The 19,796-nt window shown below is 52.6% G+C and carries 19 protein-coding genes and 2 pseudogenes; 8 read left to right on the forward strand and 13 right to left on the reverse strand.

The window, feature by feature from the left end:
- Positions 1-379 precede the first annotated feature (379 nt).
- The 3 genes and pseudogenes from cspE to GA0061070_RS05365 all read right to left on the reverse strand — a co-directional run.
- Positions 380-589 carry a transcription antiterminator/RNA stability regulator CspE gene (cspE, locus tag GA0061070_RS05355; RefSeq protein WP_007373839.1) on the reverse strand — a complete coding sequence of 70 codons (210 nt, stop codon included), beginning with the start codon at positions 587-589 and terminating at the stop codon, positions 380-382.
- A 189-nt stretch (positions 590-778) separates the two neighbouring features.
- On the reverse strand, positions 779-1,339 hold the full coding sequence (pagP, locus tag GA0061070_RS05360) for a lipid IV(A) palmitoyltransferase PagP (protein WP_090134298.1): 561 nt from the start codon (positions 1,337-1,339) through the stop codon (positions 779-781).
- A 234-nt stretch (positions 1,340-1,573) separates the two neighbouring features.
- Positions 1,574-1,954: pseudogene (locus tag GA0061070_RS05365) on the reverse strand (efflux RND transporter permease subunit); the annotation flags it as partial.
- Between the two features lie 409 nt (positions 1,955-2,363).
- Here GA0061070_RS05365 and dcuC point away from each other — a divergent pair.
- The 4 genes from dcuC to uspG all read left to right on the forward strand — a co-directional run bounded on the left by dcuC (position 2,364) and on the right by uspG (position 5,786).
- Entirely contained in the window at positions 2,364-3,737 is a 1,374-nt protein-coding gene (gene dcuC / locus GA0061070_RS05370; protein WP_090134481.1) for an anaerobic C4-dicarboxylate transporter DcuC, read from the forward strand.
- Positions 3,738-3,844: 107 nt separating this feature from the next.
- Positions 3,845-4,648, forward strand: a complete 804-nt coding sequence (gene rna, locus GA0061070_RS05375; RefSeq protein ID WP_090134300.1) for a ribonuclease I — start codon at positions 3,845-3,847, stop codon at positions 4,646-4,648.
- 151 nt (positions 4,649-4,799) lie between these two features.
- Positions 4,800-5,210: a nucleoside diphosphate kinase regulator gene (rnk, locus tag GA0061070_RS05380; RefSeq protein WP_090134301.1), complete on the forward strand. Its 411-nt coding sequence runs from the start codon at positions 4,800-4,802 to the stop codon at positions 5,208-5,210.
- A gap of 147 nt (positions 5,211-5,357) precedes the next feature.
- Positions 5,358-5,786, forward strand: a complete 429-nt coding sequence (gene uspG / locus GA0061070_RS05385) for a universal stress protein UspG (protein ID WP_090134303.1) — start codon at positions 5,358-5,360, stop codon at positions 5,784-5,786.
- A 106-nt stretch (positions 5,787-5,892) separates the two neighbouring features.
- On the opposite strand, the gene ahpF is transcribed toward uspG, so the two are convergent.
- On the reverse strand, positions 5,893-7,458 hold the full coding sequence (ahpF, locus tag GA0061070_RS05390; protein ID WP_090134305.1) for an alkyl hydroperoxide reductase subunit F: 1,566 nt from the start codon (positions 7,456-7,458) through the stop codon (positions 5,893-5,895).
- Positions 7,459-7,693: 235 nt separating this feature from the next.
- Positions 7,694-8,257 (reverse strand): alkyl hydroperoxide reductase subunit C, encoded by a 564-nt coding sequence (gene ahpC, locus GA0061070_RS05395; protein ID WP_090118846.1) that lies wholly within the window; start codon positions 8,255-8,257, stop codon positions 7,694-7,696.
- Positions 8,258-8,621: 364 nt separating this feature from the next.
- Between ahpC and dsbG the strand changes: the two genes are divergently transcribed.
- Complete coding sequence (gene dsbG, locus GA0061070_RS05400) at positions 8,622-9,368, forward strand: thiol:disulfide interchange protein DsbG (RefSeq protein WP_090134306.1); 747 nt, start codon at positions 8,622-8,624, stop codon at positions 9,366-9,368.
- 30 nt (positions 9,369-9,398) lie between these two features.
- On the opposite strand, the gene GA0061070_RS05405 is transcribed toward dsbG, so the two are convergent.
- Positions 9,399-10,559: a pyridoxal phosphate-dependent aminotransferase gene (locus GA0061070_RS05405; RefSeq protein ID WP_090134308.1), complete on the reverse strand. Its 1,161-nt coding sequence runs from the start codon at positions 10,557-10,559 to the stop codon at positions 9,399-9,401.
- Positions 10,560-10,675: 116 nt separating this feature from the next.
- Between GA0061070_RS05405 and GA0061070_RS05410 the strand changes: the two genes are divergently transcribed.
- From GA0061070_RS05410 to GA0061070_RS05420, 3 genes are read left to right on the forward strand one after another with little or no spacing between them, the layout of a single operon-like run.
- Positions 10,676-11,290, forward strand: a complete 615-nt coding sequence (locus tag GA0061070_RS05410) for a methylthioribulose 1-phosphate dehydratase (protein WP_090134310.1) — start codon at positions 10,676-10,678, stop codon at positions 11,288-11,290.
- Positions 11,287-11,976 (forward strand): acireductone synthase, encoded by a 690-nt coding sequence (gene mtnC, locus GA0061070_RS05415; RefSeq protein WP_090134312.1) that lies wholly within the window; start codon positions 11,287-11,289, stop codon positions 11,974-11,976. The genes GA0061070_RS05410 and mtnC overlap by 4 nt, the downstream gene beginning before the upstream one ends.
- Positions 11,973-12,515: a 1,2-dihydroxy-3-keto-5-methylthiopentene dioxygenase gene (locus GA0061070_RS05420; protein WP_090134313.1), complete on the forward strand. Its 543-nt coding sequence runs from the start codon at positions 11,973-11,975 to the stop codon at positions 12,513-12,515. Before mtnC ends, GA0061070_RS05420 begins: the two co-directional genes overlap by 4 nt.
- Before the next feature lie 167 nt (positions 12,516-12,682).
- On the opposite strand, the pseudogene GA0061070_RS05425 reads toward GA0061070_RS05420, so the two are convergent.
- The 7 genes and pseudogenes from GA0061070_RS05425 to mtnA all read right to left on the reverse strand — a co-directional run.
- Positions 12,683-12,988, reverse strand: a pseudogene (locus GA0061070_RS05425) (hypothetical protein); the annotation flags it as partial.
- Positions 12,989-12,990: 2 nt separating this feature from the next.
- Entirely contained in the window at positions 12,991-13,188 is a 198-nt protein-coding gene (locus tag GA0061070_RS05430) for a hypothetical protein (protein WP_090134316.1), read from the reverse strand.
- A 215-nt stretch (positions 13,189-13,403) separates the two neighbouring features.
- A complete protein-coding gene (locus GA0061070_RS05435) occupies positions 13,404-14,681 on the reverse strand; it encodes an oligosaccharide flippase family protein (RefSeq protein ID WP_167353533.1) in 1,278 nt (425 codons plus the stop codon).
- 429 nt (positions 14,682-15,110) lie between these two features.
- Positions 15,111-15,899, reverse strand: coding sequence for an ABC transporter ATP-binding protein (locus GA0061070_RS05440; RefSeq protein WP_090134320.1), 789 nt, complete (start codon positions 15,897-15,899; stop codon positions 15,111-15,113).
- The gene (locus GA0061070_RS05445) at positions 15,896-16,924 is read right to left on the reverse strand and encodes a FecCD family ABC transporter permease (RefSeq protein WP_167353539.1); all 1,029 of its coding nucleotides are present in this window, start codon (positions 16,922-16,924) and stop codon (positions 15,896-15,898) included. The genes GA0061070_RS05440 and GA0061070_RS05445 overlap by 4 nt, the downstream gene beginning before the upstream one ends.
- 44 nt (positions 16,925-16,968) lie before the next feature.
- Entirely contained in the window at positions 16,969-18,087 is a 1,119-nt protein-coding gene (locus GA0061070_RS05450) for an ABC transporter substrate-binding protein (protein WP_090134322.1), read from the reverse strand.
- 589 nt (positions 18,088-18,676) lie between these two features.
- Complete coding sequence (gene mtnA / locus GA0061070_RS05455; RefSeq protein WP_090134324.1) at positions 18,677-19,699, reverse strand: S-methyl-5-thioribose-1-phosphate isomerase; 1,023 nt, start codon at positions 19,697-19,699, stop codon at positions 18,677-18,679.
- Positions 19,700-19,796: the final 97 nt, after the last annotated feature.

The raw sequence follows: 19,796 nt of genomic DNA on the forward strand, positions 1-19,796 counted from the left end.
CGCCGGTCAGCGCACCTTACGGTGCGCTCAGTTCTGAATGCAGAACGCCGGACAGGCCTCCCGGGGTAAGCTCAGCCGCTTTCACCACACACCTGCCCAATCTACCACCCCGGCTCTTGATGGTTATGGCCTTTGCAATCAATGGCTTGCTCCGCCTGCCGGGTAGGCCTCGTATCGGATTTCTGTTCGTCAGGTCATGGTTTTGCTCCACGCTTCCTTCAGACCCCGCCTCACGACGACGCCCTTGCGCTTCACTAGTCCTTCGCCACCATCAGGCTGGACAGGGGACTTTCACCCCCAGGCTGCTGAGCATGCCCGGCACACCATAAAAAAACCCGCTTTATCAGCGGGTTTTGGAATTCTTGCTTACGTAGCTGAATTAAACAGGCATTACGTTTGCAGCAGAAGGGCCTTTGGCACCGTTAGTGATTTCAAATTCAACGCGCTGACCTTCGGCCAGAGTTTTGAAACCATTGCTCTGGATTGCAGAGAAGTGTACGAACACATCTTTGCTGCCATCTTCCGGAGTAATGAAACCGAATCCTTTGGATTCATTAAACCACTTAACGTTACCTTTAATCTTAGACATCAAAATTACCTTTACATGAAAAACGACACAAATGCTGTGTCGGGTATCAGTACATCAATTGTAGCGACCTTTGTCCAGTCGTTATTAGCTAAAAAGTGATATATGTCGCTAAGTTTGCTTCTTTGATGCTTTATTCCGCATTTTTTGTACTGTTCAGGAACTGTGCAGGGCATCATCTGCGGATCATCGTCAGAACTGAAAGCGCATCCACGCGAAGTAAACATTGCCGTTATTGTAAGTCCCTGGGATGTAGGTCATCTGGAAGGTTGCCGGACCGTAGCCAATTGAAGCCATCGGTAACAGCACAGGAATCGGAATGTAATTCCAGTTATCGCGCGCAGTTACGCCTACGGTGTAACCGAGTCCGAGATGGAAATTATCATCCGCAAGCGGTCGCCAGGTTTTCTCCCAGCCGTAGCCACCAATCGGTTCCCATTTATTAAATGAGTCTTTAAAGGCCATCAGGTACAAGCCATGCCAGTTGCCTTTCTCATCCCAGCGATCCTGACCAAATCCGACGCCCCACGGGCGTTCGTTATAATGGTCGGTTTTCTCCTTGTCATAGGCAAAACGCGCATGCCAGGTAATAGCCGGAACATAGAGATCATAATGCTCTGGCGCTTGCCAGGTTTGCTTTACATTGTCGGTAAAATCGGAGAACCAGGACTGCTGAGCTGCATGCGTCAGAGAAACAACCGAAAACTGACAAAATAGAGTGAAGAGTATGAATTTCTTATTTTTGACAGACACCGTATGCATTCCATTTTACGTATTGACGTATAGTCTGTAGCAGACTAACTGAATAAATTCTTAACGATATCAGATTAATTCTAAAAATATAACAAAAATTGTTTGTCGTGCTAATGTTTTCCATTTTAAATACAATACGTTATACCTCAACAGTATTGATTGCGGTGTACATTTTCTTAGCATCGGCGGTACCACCGCCGGAATGACAAGTATCGACAGTAATGGCGCAGTGACCATACCGCCAATCAATGAGAAGGATAATATTCCCATTATTAACAGAGCATCGGTGACGCATTTAAAAGTAATAAACAGCAAGACAAAGATAATCATTAACGTTACTGGCAAGACGATCTTCAACTACGCTGTCGCGCGCTCCAGATATTCAAACTGTCCAGACCACGACAGCAGCCCCCCTTGCGGCAACTTGACCTGCTGCGCCACCCGTTGCTGCATCTCTTCAATGGCAGATTTTAAATCCCGCCCGCGCAGGTTGACATGGATCCAGTTGGACAGGTGCGCATTTTTGCCTTTCAGCATCGTTGGCCCTTCCGTAACTACGATATCGGCCAGATCACCAAGTGCAATCTGGCTGCCATTTTCGGTTATTACGGATAACGCGCCAAGAATCCCCAGCGGCAACGAGACGATTGCCACCAGCGCAGATCGGAAGTGGAACAAGAACAGTGTGCAAACAAGTACAACAACGATAAATCCTTCGATCAGCGTCGGACGATCATAAACCGCCACGATCTCAACGCTGGCAGGCAGCCTTTTATGTATTTCACCCTATTTGGCTTTAGCAGGTGGATAGTACCCAGTGCCTTTTTGCCGTAACGAATTCACTCAACTTATCAACCAGTCATTATTTATTCTGTAGATTGATAGCAAATTTCCGCGATATTACCCTAAACATTACGCTTCATTGATTTTAATCATCTACTAACCGCACGTTATTCGGCACATTGCGTTGCTGATTTTTTTTACTTACTTATCTTTCAGGCCAACCTCCGGGACCAATAACATGATTTTAACATTGCTCGAACTGCTGATCGGCGTGGTGGTGATTGTCGGCGTTGCACGCTACATCATCAAAGGCTATTCCGCCACCGGCGTGCTGTTTGTCGGCGGTCTGGCGTTATTAATCGTCAGTGCGCTGATGGGGCACAAAATATTACCTGGTAGCGCCACCAGTACCGGTTACAGCGCCACGGATATTGTCGAATACATTAAAATCCTGCTGATGAGCCGCGGCGGCGATCTCGGCATGATGATCATGATGCTGTGCGGCTTTGCCGCCTATATGACGCACATTGGTGCGAACGATATGGTGGTCAAGCTGGCTTCGCGCCCGCTGCGTTTTATCAACTCACCTTATGTGCTGATGATTGCCGCATACTTCGTTGCTTGCATGATGTCATTGGCGGTATCGTCGGCCACGGGCCTCGGCGTGCTGCTGATGGCAACGCTGTTCCCGGTGATGGTCAATGTCGGTATCAGTCGCGGCGCAGCAGCGGCGATTTGCGCCTCGCCAGCGGCAATTATTCTCTCACCCACTTCCGGCGATGTAGTGCTGGCCGCGAAAGCCGCCGAAATGCCGCTGATCGATTTTGCCTTCAAAACCACACTGCCAATCTCGATTGCGGCGATTATCGCCATGGCGATCGCACACTACTTCTGGCAGCGCTTCCTCGATAAAAAAGAGCACATTGCCAGCGAAATGTTGGATGTGAAAGATATCACCACCACGGCGCCGGCGTTTTACGCCATTCTGCCATTTACGCCAATTATTGGTGTGCTGATTTTCGACGGCAAATGGGGTCCGGAGCTACATATCATTACCATTCTGGTGATCTGTATGTTGTTGGCGGCAGCGCTGGAATTTTTACGCAGCCTTAATACGCAAAAAGTCTTCTCCGGGCTGGAAGTGGCGTATCGCGGTATGGCCGACGCTTTCGCGGGAGTGGTGATGCTGCTGGTCGCCGCCGGGGTTTTCGCCCAGGGCCTGAGCACCATCGGTTTTATCCAGAGTCTGATCTCCATCGCCACTTCTTTCGGTTCGGCGAGCATTATTCTGATGCTGGTTCTGGTGATCCTCACCATGCTGGCGGCAATGACCACCGGTTCCGGTAATGCGCCGTTTTACGCATTTGTCGAGATGATCCCGAAACTGGCCCATGAATCCGGCATCAATCCGGCTTATTTGTCGATTCCAATGTTGCAGGCGTCCAACCTCGGTCGCACCATCTCTCCGGTTTCCGGCGTGGTGGTTGCGGTCGCCGGGATGGCGAATATTTCGCCGTTTGAAGTGGTAAAACGCACGTCAGTTCCGGTGATGGTTGGCCTGATTGTAGTGATTATTGCGACTGAATTTCTGGTTCCGGGAGCTGCGGTTTATTAATCAACAATAAACAATAAACACCGCTTATGAAAAAGCGCCTGCCCGGCGCTTTTTTTATGCTTTAATAACTCATAGTAATTACCCGGACTCATCCATCAGGAAACGAAATGATTAAAAAGGGACTCTCCATCGGCCTGTGCGTTGCTGCCATCCAGATCTCTTCTGCACACTCTGCCCCGCTCCAGCCCAAACAATATGGTGATTTCGATCGCTATGTGCTGGCACTATCGTGGCAGACAGGTTTTTGCCAGACTCTGCATGACAGCGGGCGAAGCGAGCCCGATGAATGCCGTCTGCGAAAAGAGCCCGCCAATAAAGCGGATTACCTGACGATACACGGTCTGTGGCCAGCGTTGCCGAAATCCATCGCCGCGCGCGGTGTTGATGATCGTCGCTGGATGCGTTACGGCTGCGCCACTCGTCCGGTTCCTAATATGCCGGAAGCCAGAACCAGCCAGAAATGCGCCGCAGCGGAAACCGGTTTATCGCTGGAAGTGGCGAATAAATTGAATGCCGTCATGCCCGGCGCAGGTAGCAATACCTGCCTTGAGCGCTATGAATATGCCAAACACGGCATCTGTTTCGGATTCGATCCGGATGACTATTTCAGTACGATGGTGCGCCTGGATACCGAAGTCAAAGCCAGCCCGCTCGGCATTTTCCTCGCAGAAAATTACGGAAAAACCGTTACCCGCGACGCATTCAACGCGGCTGTCGCCAAAGCATACGGCGAACAAAGCGTAAAAGCGGTGAAGCTGACCTGTAGCGGCAACCCGGCCTGGCTGACGGAAATGCAAATTACCATCAAAGCTGATGCCATCAATGCCCCGCTGGTTAACGGTTCCCTTTTACCGCAGCCGCATCCCGGTAACTGCGGGAACAGTTTTGTGATTGATAAAGCGGGTTACTGAACCGACGACTGGAACGTTCATATTTCCAGCAAATGTGCACCACATCACTTCACAGTGGGCCGCACGCTCAGTATCATCCGTTGTAGACAAACCCTCGCTGCCCGTCGGCGAGGGTTTTTCTTTGGATCAATCAAACGACATGGAGTAACTGATGTCCAGACCTGCCATTATGATTAATGAGCTAGACGCCGAGCGTCTTGACCGATTACTGGAGCAACCCGATTATGCCAACTTGCCGGTCGCGGATGCGTTGAACAATGAGCTGGATCGTGCTCAGATGTGCGCGCCGGAAGCGATGCCGCATAACGTGGTAACAATGAACAGTACGGTGAAGTTCCGCGAGTTGAAAAGTGGTGAAGAGCGGGTACGCACGCTGGTGTATCCGGCGCAGATGACCGACAGCGCCACGCAGCTTTCCGTACTGGCCCCGGTTGGCGCTGCACTGCTCGGTTTACGGGTGGGTGACAGCATTCACTGGCAGTTGCCAGGCGGCACCACCACCGATCTTGAAGTGCTTGAACTGCTTTATCAGCCCGAAGCAGCGGGCGATTTCCGGCTTTAATTTCCCCCTGTTTTGTTCACAGAGGATGCGCCCGCATCCTCTTTCCGTTCCTGCCATCATATTCCTCATATTTGCCATATACGCAGCAAAAAATTCACACCATTTATGCTTCAATCAGCACAACATAACCCACAGGGAGAAGCGTTTATGTATCAGACCATTATTATGCCGGTTGATGTTTTCGAAATGGCGCTGAGCGACAAAGCAGTGCGCCACGCTGAGTTCCTCGCCCAGCACGAGGGCGTTATTCATCTTCTGCACGTATTACCCGCTTCCGCCAGCATGAGTCTTCACCGTTTTGCTGCTGATTTGCGCCGCTTTGAAGAACATTTGCAGCATGAAGCGCAAAACCGCCTCGACACCATGAAGACCCATTTTTCCATTGAGCCGTCACGCATCCACACCCATGTGCGTTTTGGCAGCGTGCGCGATGTGGTCAACGAGCTGGCGGAAGAACTGCTCGCAGATATGGTAGTCATCGCCTCGCGTAACCCGTCTATTACCACTCACCTGCTTGGCTCCAATGCCGCCAGCATTGTACGCCACGCGCATATCCCGGTGCTGGTGGTTCGGTAAATATTGCTTGCTCGCCAGGTGGCACAAACTGCTTTTCGGCGTAAAAAAGAGGCTACCCGAAGGTAGCCTCTTTCATTTGCAGGTATTGCTTACTTTCTTATTTTGCTTATGCAGACTTAGTACGAATCAGGTAATCAAACGAACTGAGAGACGCTTTGGCACCTTCACCAGTCGCAATAATAATTTGTTTGTACGGCACCGTGGTGCAGTCGCCCGCCGCAAACACACCTTTCACGCTGGTTTCGCATTTAGCGTCGATGATGATTTCGCCCATGCGGTTGCGCTCAATCGCACCTTCCAGCCAGGTGGTGTTCGGCAGCAGACCAATCTGGACGAAGATCCCAGCCAGCGCGACCTGGTGTACGTCACCGCTAATACGGTCACGGTACTCAAGGCCGGTCACTTTGCTGCCATCGCCTTTCACTTCGGTGGTTTGTGCGTTCAGAATGATGTCGACGTTTTTCAGGCTGCGCACTTTATCCTGCAACACCTGGTCGGCTTTCATCTCCGGTGCGAATTCCAGCAGCGTTACGTGCTCAACAATCCCCGCCAGGTCGATAGCTGCTTCCACACCAGAGTTACCGCCGCCGATCACCGCCACGCGTTTGCCTTTAAACAGCGGGCCATCGCAGTGCGGGCAGTAGGTCACGCCTTTGGTGCGATACTGATCTTCACCCGGAACGTTCATGTTGCGCCATTTCGCGCCAGTTGCAATGATGATGCTGCGTGCTTTCAGCACCGCGCCGGAGGCGGTTTCAATCTGATGCAGGCCGCCTTCAACTGCCGCAGGGGTCAGTTTTCTGGCGCTCTGGCTGTCAATCACATCCACGTCATAGTCTGATACGTGCGCTTTCAGTGCGCCCGCCAGTTTCTGGCCTTCGGTTTTCGGTACGGAGATGTAGTTTTCGATATCCACGGTATCCAGCACCTGACCGCCGAAACGTTCTCCTATCAAGCCGGTACGAATACCTTTACGTGCGGAATAGACTGCCGCAGCCGCGCCCGCCGGGCCGGAACCGACGATCAACACATCGTAAGCATCGCGTTTGTTAAGCTCTTCCGCTGCTCGTTTTTCCGCGCCGGTATCGATTTTAGCGACGATTTCCGTCAGCGTCATGCGACCCTGACCGAATTCTTTACCATTCACGAACACCGCCGGAACGCCCATCACGTTGCGATCGGTGATTTCGTTCTGGAACGTACCGCCGTCAATCGCCGTATGTTTGATGCGCGGGTTCAGCACAGCCATCAGGTTCAGCGCTTGCACCACATCCGGGCAGTTATGGCAGGAGAGCGAGTAATAAGTTTCAAATTCAAAATCACCGTCGAGATCGCGGATCTGCTCCAGCAGCGCCTGCGCCTCTTTGGATGGATGCCCGCCGGTCCACAGCAGTGCCAGCACCAATGAGGTAAATTCGTGGCCCAGCGGCGAACCAGCAAAGCGCGGGCCGCTGGTTGAGCCTGGGTTGGTGATCAGAAATGACGGTTTACGCACCGCCAGGCTGTTGTCTTCTTTAAAAGAGACCTTGTCAGACAGCTCAGCGATTTCGCCCAGCAGTTCTTTAATTTCTGCCGATTTCGCGCTGTCATCCAGCGTAGCAATCAACTCAACAGGTTTAGTTAGTTTCTCAAGGTAGGCCTTGAGCTGGGTTTTCATTGTGGTGTCGAGCATTTTTAGTCCCTCGCTTAAAACATCATCATGCAAGCCGCGTTGTTCAGCGCTGCATCAATGCAACTTGCATCATGGTGCTGAATAAAACGGGTACCCAAAAGCACCCGTTTGCAGAATAATTTCTCCAGTATTTCGCGTCATAGCAAGGCGGCTAGCCTGAGAGTCCCCGGGAGCTCACACCAGTAAGTGAGCAGGTGACGCCAACGCCGCTATGACATGAAAGACGCCAGGAAATTTAGATTTTGCCGACCAGATCCAGAGACGGAGCCAAAGTCGCTTCACCTTCTTTCCATTTCGCCGGGCAAACTTCGCCTGGGTGGGAAGCAACATACTGGGCCGCTTTGATTTTACGCAGCAGATCAGAGGCGTCACGGCCTATGCCTTCAGCGGTTACTTCGATGGCCTGGATAATGCCCTGTGGGTCAACAACGAAAGTGGCACGGTCAGCCAGGCCTTCGTTTTCACGCATGTTTTCGAAGTTACGGGTCAGGGCGCCAGTCGGGTCGCCGATCATCGCGTATTTGATTTTCGCGATGGTTTCAGAACTGCTGTGCCACGCTTTGTGGGTAAAGTGGGTGTCGGTAGAAACAGAGTATACGTCCACGCCCAGTTTCTGCAGTTCTTCGTAGTGGTCAGCCACGTCGCCCAGTTCAGTCGGGCATACGAAAGTGAAGTCAGCCGGGTAGAAGAAGAAGACGCTCCAGCGGCCTTCAGTATTTTTCTCGGTTACTTCGATGAACTCACCGTTTTTGAACGCCTGGTTTTTGAAAGGTTTGATCTTGGTATTAATTAAGGACATCTATACTTCCTCCGTGTTTTCGTTGAGGTGTAAGTTAACGAACTTTGTTTGCCAGGGCCAATGCGTTTGCTTTATCAAATCAATAAGCGTTAGCTAACAGACCTTAACGAGCAACCATGTGAACGGCTGATATACCAAAGTAAAAAGGCCACCGCGACGGGTGGCCTCGATACCTGAAATACCCGTGGGTGCTTCAGCGCCAGCAAGCTGGCTATGCGTTGCGCTCATAACCTTAAGGTCATCAAGCCATTCGATTAGAACACTGCTGGCGGCTGACGACAACGTTTCATTTCGCGATCCTGCCGATGATTGTGATAGGTTTCCCCTAAGTTGAATATCAACCATTTAATTAGTAAGGATTTTTATGCTTAAGCGCCTGTTAATGCTGATTTTACTGCCACTGACCCTGCACGCCGAAGAGCTGCCCGCGCCGGTAAAGGCCCTTCAAACACAAGGAATCACTATCATCAAATCCTTTGATGCGCCAGACGGTATGAAGGGATATCTCGGTAAATATCAGGATATGGGCGTTACCATTTACGTCACGCCGGACGGTAAACACGCCATTTCTGGGTATATGTACGACGAGGCGGGCACAAACCTCAGCGAGAAGTTAATCAGCAAAGAGATCTACGCCCCGGCGGGCCGCGCGTTGTGGCAGCAGATGGAAAAAGCCGACTGGATCCTTGATGGCAAAAAAGAGGCGCCGCACGTGGTGTATATGTTCGCCGATCCCTACTGCCCGTACTGCAAACAGTTCTGGCAGCAGGCGCGTCCGTGGGTAGAGTCCGGCAAAGTGCAGTTGCGCACGTTACTGGTTGGCGTAATCAAGCCAGAAAGCCCGGCGGCGGCTGCGGCGATCATGAGCGCGAAAGATCCGGCGAAAATCTGGCACGATTATGAGCAGTCCAACGGCAAGATGGCGCTAACACTGGCGAAATCCGTGCCGCCGGAGATGTTGAAAAAGCTCAATATCAACCAGAAGCTCATGGACGATCTCGGTGCGAATGCCACGCCAGCGATTTACTACATGAATGAAGATAACGTGTTACAGCAGGAAGTGGGCTTGCCGGACGCGGAAAAACTGAAAACCATCATGGGCGATAAATAACGGCGACGCAGGCCGCGCCGCCGGGGAACATTACAGCTTACACAGGCGCTCTGCCGCTGCCAGCAGCGTCGATTCCTGTTTTGCAAAGCACAGGCGAATCAGCTTATGCGGAAAGGGATCGGCGCAGAACACCGACAGCGGGATCGCTGCCACGCCAACCTCTTTGGTCAGCCACTGGCAGAAACTCACGTCATCCAGATCGGAAACCGCGCTGTAATCCGCCAGCAGGAAGTAAGTGCCCTCACACGGTAAAACCTCCAGCTTGCTGTTGCTAAGCGCATTAACCAGCACATCGCGACGCGCGCGGTAAAATTCCGGCAACTGGCGATAATGTTCCGGCTCGGCGCGTAGCATATCTGCCAGCGCCAGTTGCGCCGGGGTATTGACCGAGAAAGTCAGATATTGATGCACCTTACGCAGTTCGGCGCTGATGGCAGCAGGCGCTACGCAGTAACCCACTTTCCAGCCAGTCATATGATAGGTTTTACCGAATGACGATACCGCCACCGCGCGCTCACGCAGTTGTGGATGCGCCAGCACACTGGCATGACCCTCTTCGGCAAAACAGATGTGCTCATACACTTCATCGCTCAGCACGTAGATTTCACGCTCGGCAATCGCCTGCCACAGGGCGGCAAAATCCGCTTTGCGCCACACCGTTGCCGACGGGTTGTGCGGCGTATTCAGAATCACCAGCCGCGTACGCTCGCTAAGCTGTGCAGCAAACTGCTGCCAGTCAACGCGAAAGTGCGGCGGCTGCAAAGCAATGCGTTTTAGCACGCCGCCGGAAAGTTCCACCGCAGGCGCATAGCTGTCGTAGCTCGGATCAAAACAGATAACCTCATCGCCCTGACGCACCAGCGCAGTAATCGCCGCGTACAACGCTTCTGTCGCCCCGGCGGTCACTGTAATATCCGTGTTCACATCCGGTTTATGGCCATACAGTTCCGCCGTTTTATCGGCAATGGCTTCGCGCAGCGCCTGCACACCCGTCATCGGCGCATATTGATTCGCCCCCTGCGCCACATGAAACGCCAGACGTTCCTGCAAATAGCGCGGGCCGTCGAAATCCGGGAAGCCCTGCGACAAATTAATGGCGTTGTGCTGCTGCGCCAGCGCGCTCATTTGCGTGAAGATGGTGGTACCTAAAGCGGGGAGTTTACTTTGCGGAATCAATGCGTTATTGCTCATCGTTGTGTGCCTGCTTGTAATACGCGTGTTGCTGCCACTATAACACGATGTTAGTATTTGGCAATCAAGACGCTTAGACGTCTATACGATAACAATATTCCTTATAAGGAAGGGTTATGACAGACCACCTGCACCTCCAACAACTCGTCGCCGCTTGCCACTGGATCGGCGCGAAAGGCTGGGCGCCCGCCACCGGCGGAAACATGTCCGTTCGCCAGAGCGCCGACTGGTGCTGGCTGAGCGAATCCGGCAAAGACAAAGGCAGCCTGACGACAGCGGATTTTTTGCAGGTTTCCATTGCCGATAACCATGCGCCCTCCGGCCGAAAACCCTCGGCGGAAACCGGCCTGCATACTTTGATTTATCGCCTTTACCCGCAAGCTAACGCGGTGCTGCATGTGCACACGGTGAACGCCACGGTGCTCTCACGGGTGGAGAAATCCCCTGCCCTGCTGCTGAACGGCTTTGAAATGCAAAAATCCCTCAGCGGCCAGACCACGCACCTTGATACCGTGCCAGTGGCGATTTTCGATAACGATCAGGATATCGACGCGCTGGCCGATCGCATTGCCGACTACGCGCAGACGCACCCGCTGCGCTATGGTTTTCTGCTGCGCGGCCACGGGCTGACCTGCTGGGGGCGCGATGTCGCCGAAGCTCGTCGCCATCTGGAAGGGCTGGAATTTTTATTTGAATGCGAAATGCAGCGTCGCCTGCTGGAGAGACCATGATCCGCGCTATCGTTACCGATATTGAAGGCACCACCAGTGACATCCGCTTTGTGCACAACGTCCTGTTCCCGTACGCCCGCGAGCGTCTGGCCGGGTTTGTCACCGCAGAGCAGTACAAAGAGCCGGTCAGTACCATCCTCAATAATCTGCGTGAAGAAGTGGCGCAACCGGAGGCAACCGCCGCCGAACTGATCGAGGTGCTGTTTGCCTTTATGGATGAAGATCGTAAATCGACGGCACTGAAGGCATTGCAGGGGATCATCTGGCGCGACGGCTACGTGAATGGCGATTTTAAAGGCCATCTCTACCCGGATGTGCTGCCAGCTCTGGAAAAATGGAAAGCGCAGGGCATTGATCTGTATGTATATTCCTCTGGCTCAGTAGCGGCGCAAAAACTGTTATTTGGCTACAGCGATGAAGGTGATATTACTCATCTGTTCAGCGGATATTTCGACACGCTGGTCGGCGCGAAACGGGACGTGCAGTCGTACCGCAATATTGCGACGCAAATTGGGCTACCGCCCGCTTCCATTCTGTTCCTCTCCGATATTTATCAGGAGCTGGACGCCGCCGAAGCGGCAGGTTTTCGCACCACACAACTGATTCGCGGCGATGATGACGCAGCCAGCCATCATCACCAGGTTAACTCTTTCAGCAACATTAAGCCGGAGCAGATCCCTTCATGAGCGCACTGACGATTTATACCGACAAAGATGCCAGCACGCCGGTGTGGCACAGCACAGAGGCCAGTGAAATTCAGCAGCAGCTAAACGCCAAAGGCGTGCGTTTTGAGCGCTGGCAGGCCGACCGCGATCTGGGCGCGAACCCGACGCCAGAGACGGTGATCACCGCTTACCAGCACGCCATCGACAAACTGGTGGCCGAAAAAGGCTATCAGAGCTGGGATGTGATCAGCCTGCGCGCCGACAACCCGCAAAAAGAGGCGATGCGCGCCAAATTCCTCAACGAACACACCCACGGAGAAGATGAAGTTCGCTTCTTCGTTGAAGGCGCGGGCCTGTTCTGTCTGCACATCGGCAGCGAGATCTATCAGGTGCTGTGCGAAAAGAACGATCTGATTTCCGTACCGGCCGGAACCCCGCACTGGTTTGATATGGGATCGGAGCCGAACTTCACGGCGATCAGGATTTTCGATAATCCCGAAGGCTGGATCGCGCAGTTTACCGGGAGTGATATTGCGCAAGGGTATCCGAAGTTAGTTTAGTTTTTTATTAATCATCTAGCCTCTTGTCAGGGGGCTAGAACAACGTTTTTGAGAGCCTGCCTGGGGTCCAACTTCTCATCGAATGATGGAGATCACGGTTGGCGTTATCAGTAAATTACAGTTTGGCGTTAGCACAAAAGGAGCGAAACATGTCAGAGAAGGACAAATAACATGATCACCACTGGTGCCTGAATGCCTAAAAAGCTCCAGTTCATAAAGCTCATTTGCAGATGGTGGGATTGCGGGCCAAATTCCGTAGGCAATTGGTTCATCACGGTGGATGCAATTAACAGGCACAGCCATAGCAGCGCCGTGGCCAGAATGCCCTGCAGGACAAAAACGCAGCCGTAAAGTGCCACCAGGAAATAGACATCCCAGCCGAAGCTGCGTTTGAATTTAAAGCGCGTGGAGAGATCGTGCGAGGTATACCAGTAACCGCAGACCATTAATACCATGAAGATGGCAGTTCCCATATTTACGCCCTCTTCAAAGCAGCAACATGACGTTTAAAATCGTCCTGCACCTGCTGACAGTGAATATTCACCGAGGTATTACCATCGGCATCAACAACAATACGATCGCCATCTTCAATCGAATCCTGGATCTCGCTATGGCTCATCACCTGTAATAACCGATCGGGACTGGCAAACAACGAATACAACATTTTTTTCATTCATCACCTCCGCAGTCAGTATAGAAACTGACTGCGGATTATGTGATTTTTTATCCTTACAGAAGACGATCGCGTGCCGCACGCCGTCTCCCGGCTGGAGTTGTTAGATGTGCGGCGCTGAAAATACCTCCAGAGCGATTTCCCAGAAGCTGGGCTACGAAGAAAAAACAGCCTGATTGCATGACACGCCGGAAAGCCACACTTTCCGGCTGATGTCAGAAGATCCTTCGCACCATGCCAGGTAACGCGCCAAACATCAGCAGGTGCATCTTCAGCACGGTGCCTTTTTTGTAGCCGTAGTTCAGCAGCGTTAGCGAGATAAACTCCAGCACCACCACCGAGACGGCGGCACCGACAATCCCTTCAGAGGTGATAAAAAAGAACGACAGCGGCACGCACAAGATGAGCGCAATGAGCGATTTACAGGAGAGATAACGGTAGCCCGACGTCTTTAAAATATAGCGTGACGAAATAGCGCCCATCGTGGAAAGCATCGTACCAACACATAATATCAGCGCCGGTAACCAGGCATCGGCAAATGCCGGGCCATACAACATACTAATAAACATTTTACCCACGGCAGCAAAACCGACAATCACACACAAAGAAATCGCCGCAATCGCAATATTCAACTCCGTGGCTTTTAGCGCCGCCGCACTCTCATTTTTTTCATTGTAGACAGCCGGAAAATAGGAAGTAACCAGCGCCAGCACGACAAAACTCCACGAGGTGGCTAACGTGACCGCCACTGAGTAGATGCCTAATTGATGAGCATCACTTAACCCGGAGAGAAAAAACAAATTAATACGTGGATATATCGCCACGGAAATATTCGCAATCAACATCGAACTACCGGTAATAACCAGATACTTCAGGTAAGTTGCCGGTTTCTTTGTTTTCTCCGCCAGTGCTTTTTTATTGCCATTTCTGGCAAAATGGATCAACCGAAGCAGAAAAGGTAATACCGTTGTCACGATAATCGGAATGGTGAGTAATAAAGGATTTAATTTCAGTTCGGCAATAAAAAAGCGCAGTATTAGCGCCGCAATCAACCCGACCACATTGAAAAACGCATTGATTTTTGAATTTAACGTCGTGTCATTGTAGGTGGCAACAACATCAATGGTAGTAAAAAAGCTGGCCACCGCCACCGCACAAAAAAAGACAAATTCAATCATATCCTTACTGTGGCTGTACCAGAGTACGGGAAGCGCAACAATAATATAAATACCCGAACGTAATAGCAGCGATATTCTGGCCAGCACTACGCCAGAGTAGATATTCCTCGACAACCGTCTGATAATAATATTTTCACTACCAAATTGTGCAACCACCATCACAATTTGAAAGCTGGCTACAGCCAACGCTATTTTCCCCACCAGCACCGGGCCAATATATTTGGCAACAAAAGCGCTGACCAAAAAAAGGCCAACCATGGAAATAATTTTTTCCATAACCAGCCAGAATGAATTTATCAGCGATTTACTCTTCATTTTATCACCGCTGCGTATCATCGTTATCTTTATAAAGTAAATCAATGAATTTCATGACATCCATTGAATCCCTTTGCTTTATAACAAAAATAACGAACGCAGCTATGATTGCAATGAAAATCAATGCAATCCAGACCATAATGATTACCTTTGCTGTGTGAGCCAAAAAAAAGCAAATAAAAATATTATTAATCAGCGCGTCTTAAAATAAGACCCTGCGCAATTTCATTATGACTACAAATTAATAGTAATATTAAAACATCCCTTGTGGCTTCACCAGCAGTTTTAGAAATATAGGATTTTCCTTGATGCTTTATTATGATGAATCTACTGCGCCATGTTTGTTTAATAGGTAAGGAAGAGATAAACAGCGCCAAACACCGAGCAGGCAAGGAACACAGCAAATGGATGGCGCAACTGACGTCACGATCAGTGCGCCATGTCAGTCAATCCGTCGATAATCACCTGTCTCATCCCCTGCGAACAGGGTTCCACGCGCCCGCGCACACCATAAACCTGCGCCAGACTTTGCGGGGTGATCACCTCATCAGGTTTACCGTTGGCTAACAGCTTGCCCTGCTTCAGAATCAATACATGGTCGCCATGGCGTAGGGCGATATTGATATCGTGCACCACCACCACCGTGACAATGTTGCGTTGCTGCGTTTCGCGCTTCACCAGATCCATCACATGGAATTGATAATTGAGATCCAGTGCGCTCAGCGGCTCATCCAGCAGCAGCAGCGACGGTTGGCGGATCAGCGACTGCGCCAGCCCCACCAGTTGTTTTTGCCCACCGGAAAGCTGATCGAGAAAATGCAGCGCCAGATGTTCGATTCCAAGTTGGCGCAGCAGGGTCATCACTTCCGCCTGCTTTGCTGCGCTGTGCAGGCCACCAGAGGCGCGCTGGGCGACGATGATCGACTCCAGCACATGCAGATGCACGCCCGCTGGTAACGACTGCGGCAGGTAGACCACCTGCTCCGCCCGTTTGGCAAACGGCTGGCTCAGCAGATCGGCATCATCCAGCCGCAACTCACCCTCGGCTTTGTTCAACCCGGCCATGGCTCGCAGCAATGTTGATTTCCCGCTGCCGTTCGGCCCCAGCAAAATGGTGACTTTGCCGCGCGGCAGCTCAGCGATATTGAGATCGTGAATAATCTGACGTTTGTGATAGCCCGCGCCAAACCCGCGCAGGCTCAGACCACTATGGCTCATACACTCCCCCGGTGACGCACGATGATAGTGATAAAGAACGGTACGCCCACCAGTGAAGTAACAATACCGACCGGGATAATGACGCCGGAGATCAGGTTTTTCGAAACGATGGATGCCAGCGACAGCACCAGCGCGCCGAGCAGCGCACTGGCCGGCAGATAGAAGCGGTGATCCTCGCCAAACAGCAGACGCGCAATATGCGGCGCCACCAGGCCGATAAAGCCAATCGGCCCGACAAATGCCACCGACAATGCCGACAGGATACTGATGCGCAACAGTGTTGCCAGCCGCAGACGGCGCACGTTAATCCCGAAGCTGATTGCCCGGTCTTCACCGAGGCGCAGCGAGGTGAGCTTCCACGCACTGAGCATCGACAGCGGCATAATCACCGCCAGCGCCAGCAGCAGAATGCCGAGTTTCTCCCACGAAGCGCGGGCAATACTGCCCATCGTCCAGAACACCAGCCCCTGCAAGGTATCTTCGTTGGCAATAAATTGCAGCATCGACACCAGCGCGTTAAAAGTGAACACCAGCGCAATACCGAACAGCACCACACCAGAGGTCGCTACCTGCGTCCAGCGGGTGATGCCGTCCAGCAATAGCGCCGCCAGCAGCGCGAATATAAAGGCGTTTGCTGAGATAAACCATTGCGCCGGAATGCCCGGAATACCAATGCCGAGCACGATTGCCAGCGCCGCGCCGAACGCCGCCGCTGACGAAACGCCAAGCGTAAACGGGCTGGCAAGCGGATTATTGAGAATGGTCTGCATCTCCGCCCCGGCAAGGCCAAGCGTCAGGCCAACGATAATCGCCATCAGCGCGTACGGCATGCGAATATCCCAGACAATCACCCGCGTCCCGGCATCGACACTGCCCGGATCAATCAGCGTCTGCCACAGCGTATCCAGCGGCAGGCCCGACGGGCCAAGGGTAAAATCGAGCAACATCGACGCCATAATCAATACCGCCAGCAGCACCAGCAGGCTAGCACGGCGGCGCAAAATCGCGCGGTAGTTAAGCATCAGGCCGTCGGTCTGCGATACCCCCGCTTCAATGGTCGTACTCACGGTTAGTTACTCTGCTGCCAGCTAAAGACGAAATTGTCATCCGGTAGTTTGGTGAAGTTTTTGATGATGTGGTGATACGTCGCATCCGGGTTGAGATCCGCGAAAGCCTGCGGATAGATATCTTTCGCCAGATACTCCATCCCTACAATGTTGTACGGATGGTTGTAGAAGTGGTGATAAACGCCATAAACGTGTTTCGCCGCCACCGCCGGGATCTGACCGACGCCGGTACGCTGCAACAATATCTGCGCCTGGGCATTCACCTCCTGCGGCGAAACCTTCAGCCCCAGCGGCAGTACCTGACTGTTACCGCGTTTCGAGCCGGTCATGATGTAAGCATCAGGATTTTCACTAATTACCTTCTCCAGCGCGATAAAACCGCTGGCGCCCGGCAGCAATTCAGAACCGATATTTTTCGCGCCGACGGCTTCCACCAGCCCGCCCCAGCCGCTGTGGCCGTGGGTAAAGCAGCAGGCATCCGTGTTACCGGCCAGCGCTTCAACAAACACTTTCGCCTGCGGTTTGATAGTCGCGGTTTTCTGTTGGATGGCGGTTAATTGCTGGCGATAGTAGGTGGTATACGCCGCCGCATTGCCCTCGCGGTTCAGCACTTTTCCCAGCAAATCGACGCTGGAAGCGGTATCTTTCACCGGATTGACTTCGTAATCGATAAACAGCACCGGGATATGCAGCGCCGCCAGCTTGCTAAGCACGCCGCTATCGGCGAGCGCCGGTTTGGCACGTAGCTGGGCGACCATCAGATCCGGCTGTTTTGCCAGCACACTTTCCAGATCGACGTTGCCTTTATCGCTAAAGCCCATATCCATAATGCCAGTTGCCTCCGGCCACTGGGTTTTCAGCATCTCCCAGGTAGCAACATCCTGCTTTTTCGCGAGGTTGTTCCATGCCACCAGGCGTTTAAACGGATCGTCACGATCGAGCAGCGCCATCGCCATAATGTCACGGCCGTCCTGCAAGATCACGCGTTGCGGCTCATGCGAGATGGTCACTTTTTGGCCGGAAAAATCGGTCACCGTCAGGGGATATTGCGTGGCGTGGGCCAGCAGCGGAACGGCGAGTAAAGCCGCGAATACGAACTTACTGATGGATTTTCCTTGCATAAAAAAACAACCTTGCTGAGAGTTGAATCATAATGATTTTGATAATAATTACTATAAACTAAACAAGCGATATATACCCTAAATAATTCGAGTTGCAGGAAGGCGGCGACGCAGTGACAAATTCGTCGGGAACGAATTTGCCCAACCGAAGGTTGGCCTCCGGTGAGAGACAGGATGTCTCTCAGTAATCCCCTGGAGCTTACATAAGTCCGTGGCTGGGGTGAGCAACAAATCTGCCGGGAGCAGATTTGAACGCTGTAAGCAGCGGCCCCGAAGGGGTAAGGCTCAGGGATGAGCCGAATAAGAAAGCCAACGCACGTGCAACTTGAAGTATGACGGGTATACAACATCAATAATTCGTTGTGTCGCAACCCCGCTTTAACATCCTGATCCGTTTTCTGCGTAGCTGACATAATTTATTACGGATGGTTATCAGGGAAATGATTAGGGAAATGATAGTGTTGCAGACATTGTGCCTTATCCGGCCAGAGCTGGTTTGCAAAACCGCAGGCCGGTAAGCGAAGCGTCACCAGCAATGGTGCCGGATAGCGGTAACGCCTACCCGGCTTGTGAGCGCTCGGGCAATACGTTATTTAGGCTGAAACGCGCCGTTCGCTACCTCCGCTGGCGTCACTACGCCGCTGTCGAGCACCCAGCCGCTGATAAGCGCCGCGGGCGTCACATCAAATGCCGGGTTGTAGACTTGCGCATGCTCCGGCGCCCACTGCACCGTGCCGAAACTGCCAGCTACGCCAGTCACTTCCGCAGCCGCACGCTGCTCAATCGGAATCGCATCGCCATCAGGACACAGTGGATCGAGCGTAGTCTGCGGCGCAGCAACATAGAACGGCACATCGTGGAACTTAGCCAGCACCGCCAGTGAATAGGTGCCGATTTTGTTCGCCACATCACCGTTGGCAGCAATACGATCAGCGCCGACCCACACCGCATCCACCTGCCCTTTCGCCATCAGGCTGGCGGCCATCGAATCGGTAATCAACTGATAAGGCACGCCCAGTTCACCGAGTTCCCAGGCCGTCAGACGACCGCCCTGCAACAGCGGACGGGTTTCATCCACCCAGACACTCGCCACTTTGCCCTGCTGATGCGCCAGCGCAATAACACCGAGCGCTGTCCCGACTCCCGCTGTCGCCAGGCCGCCGGTATTGCAATGCGTCAACAGGCGGCTGCCAGCAGTGACCAGCGCGCTGCCTGCCTGCGCGATGCTGTCGCACAGTTGTTTATCTTCATCGATCAGTCGCAGCGCTTCTGCCGTCAGCGCCGGAACAAACGTCTGCTGCGCCAGCACCTGCTTCATGCGATCAAGGTTGTTCATCAGGTTGACCGCCGTCGGGCGCGCCGCGCGCAGCGTTTCCAGTGCCTGCGCTAACTGGTCGCGGTTTGCGCCCCGTTCAGCAAGCAGCGCCAGTAACAAGCTGGCGGAGAGGCCAATCAACGGCGCGCCGCGCACGCGCAAAGCGTGAACATGACCGACAAGTTCCGCTACCGTATCCGCCGACAGCCAGCGTTTCTCCTGCGGAAGCGCCTGTTGGTCGAGAATAAATAAGTGATTGTCGGCGACTCGCAGGCTGGTGGTCTGTAATGCATGCATATCGTTAAATCCCTGTTGCGTTGTTGTATCGTATTGTGTCAGGATGACATTCAGATGTATAGACGTCTAAATGGCTTAATCAGCAAAAAGAGGATCG

Source organism: Kosakonia oryziphila (assembly GCF_900094795.1).
Classification (GTDB): domain Bacteria; phylum Pseudomonadota; class Gammaproteobacteria; order Enterobacterales; family Enterobacteriaceae; genus Kosakonia; species Kosakonia oryziphila.

Excerpts from the sequence above, each read along its gene's own strand:
- uspG (WP_090134303.1), top strand. The coding sequence starts at position 5,358 with ATGTATCAGACCATTATTATGCCGGTTGATGTTTTCGAAATGGCGCTG.
- ahpC (WP_090118846.1), bottom strand. The coding sequence starts at position 8,257 with ATGTCCTTAATTAATACCAAGATCAAACCTTTCAAAAACCAGGCGTTC.
- cspE (WP_007373839.1), bottom strand. The coding sequence starts at position 589 with ATGTCTAAGATTAAAGGTAACGTTAAGTGGTTTAATGAATCCAAAGGA.
- GA0061070_RS05435 (WP_167353533.1), bottom strand. The coding sequence starts at position 14,681 with ATGAAGAGTAAATCGCTGATAAATTCATTCTGGCTGGTTATGGAAAAA.
- GA0061070_RS05420 (WP_090134313.1), top strand. The coding sequence starts at position 11,973 with ATGAGCGCACTGACGATTTATACCGACAAAGATGCCAGCACGCCGGTG.
- GA0061070_RS05450 (WP_090134322.1), bottom strand. The coding sequence starts at position 18,087 with ATGCAAGGAAAATCCATCAGTAAGTTCGTATTCGCGGCTTTACTCGCC.
- GA0061070_RS05410 (WP_090134310.1), top strand. The coding sequence starts at position 10,676 with ATGACAGACCACCTGCACCTCCAACAACTCGTCGCCGCTTGCCACTGG.
- GA0061070_RS05405 (WP_090134308.1), bottom strand. The coding sequence starts at position 10,559 with ATGAGCAATAACGCATTGATTCCGCAAAGTAAACTCCCCGCTTTAGGT.
- mtnA (WP_090134324.1), bottom strand. The coding sequence starts at position 19,699 with ATGCATGCATTACAGACCACCAGCCTGCGAGTCGCCGACAATCACTTA.
- mtnC (WP_090134312.1), top strand. The coding sequence starts at position 11,287 with ATGATCCGCGCTATCGTTACCGATATTGAAGGCACCACCAGTGACATC.
- dsbG (WP_090134306.1), top strand. The coding sequence starts at position 8,622 with ATGCTTAAGCGCCTGTTAATGCTGATTTTACTGCCACTGACCCTGCAC.
- GA0061070_RS05440 (WP_090134320.1), bottom strand. The coding sequence starts at position 15,899 with ATGAGCCATAGTGGTCTGAGCCTGCGCGGGTTTGGCGCGGGCTATCAC.
- GA0061070_RS05430 (WP_090134316.1), bottom strand. The coding sequence starts at position 13,188 with ATGAAAAAAATGTTGTATTCGTTGTTTGCCAGTCCCGATCGGTTATTA.
- ahpF (WP_090134305.1), bottom strand. The coding sequence starts at position 7,458 with ATGCTCGACACCACAATGAAAACCCAGCTCAAGGCCTACCTTGAGAAA.
- rna (WP_090134300.1), top strand. The coding sequence starts at position 3,845 with ATGATTAAAAAGGGACTCTCCATCGGCCTGTGCGTTGCTGCCATCCAG.
- rnk (WP_090134301.1), top strand. The coding sequence starts at position 4,800 with ATGTCCAGACCTGCCATTATGATTAATGAGCTAGACGCCGAGCGTCTT.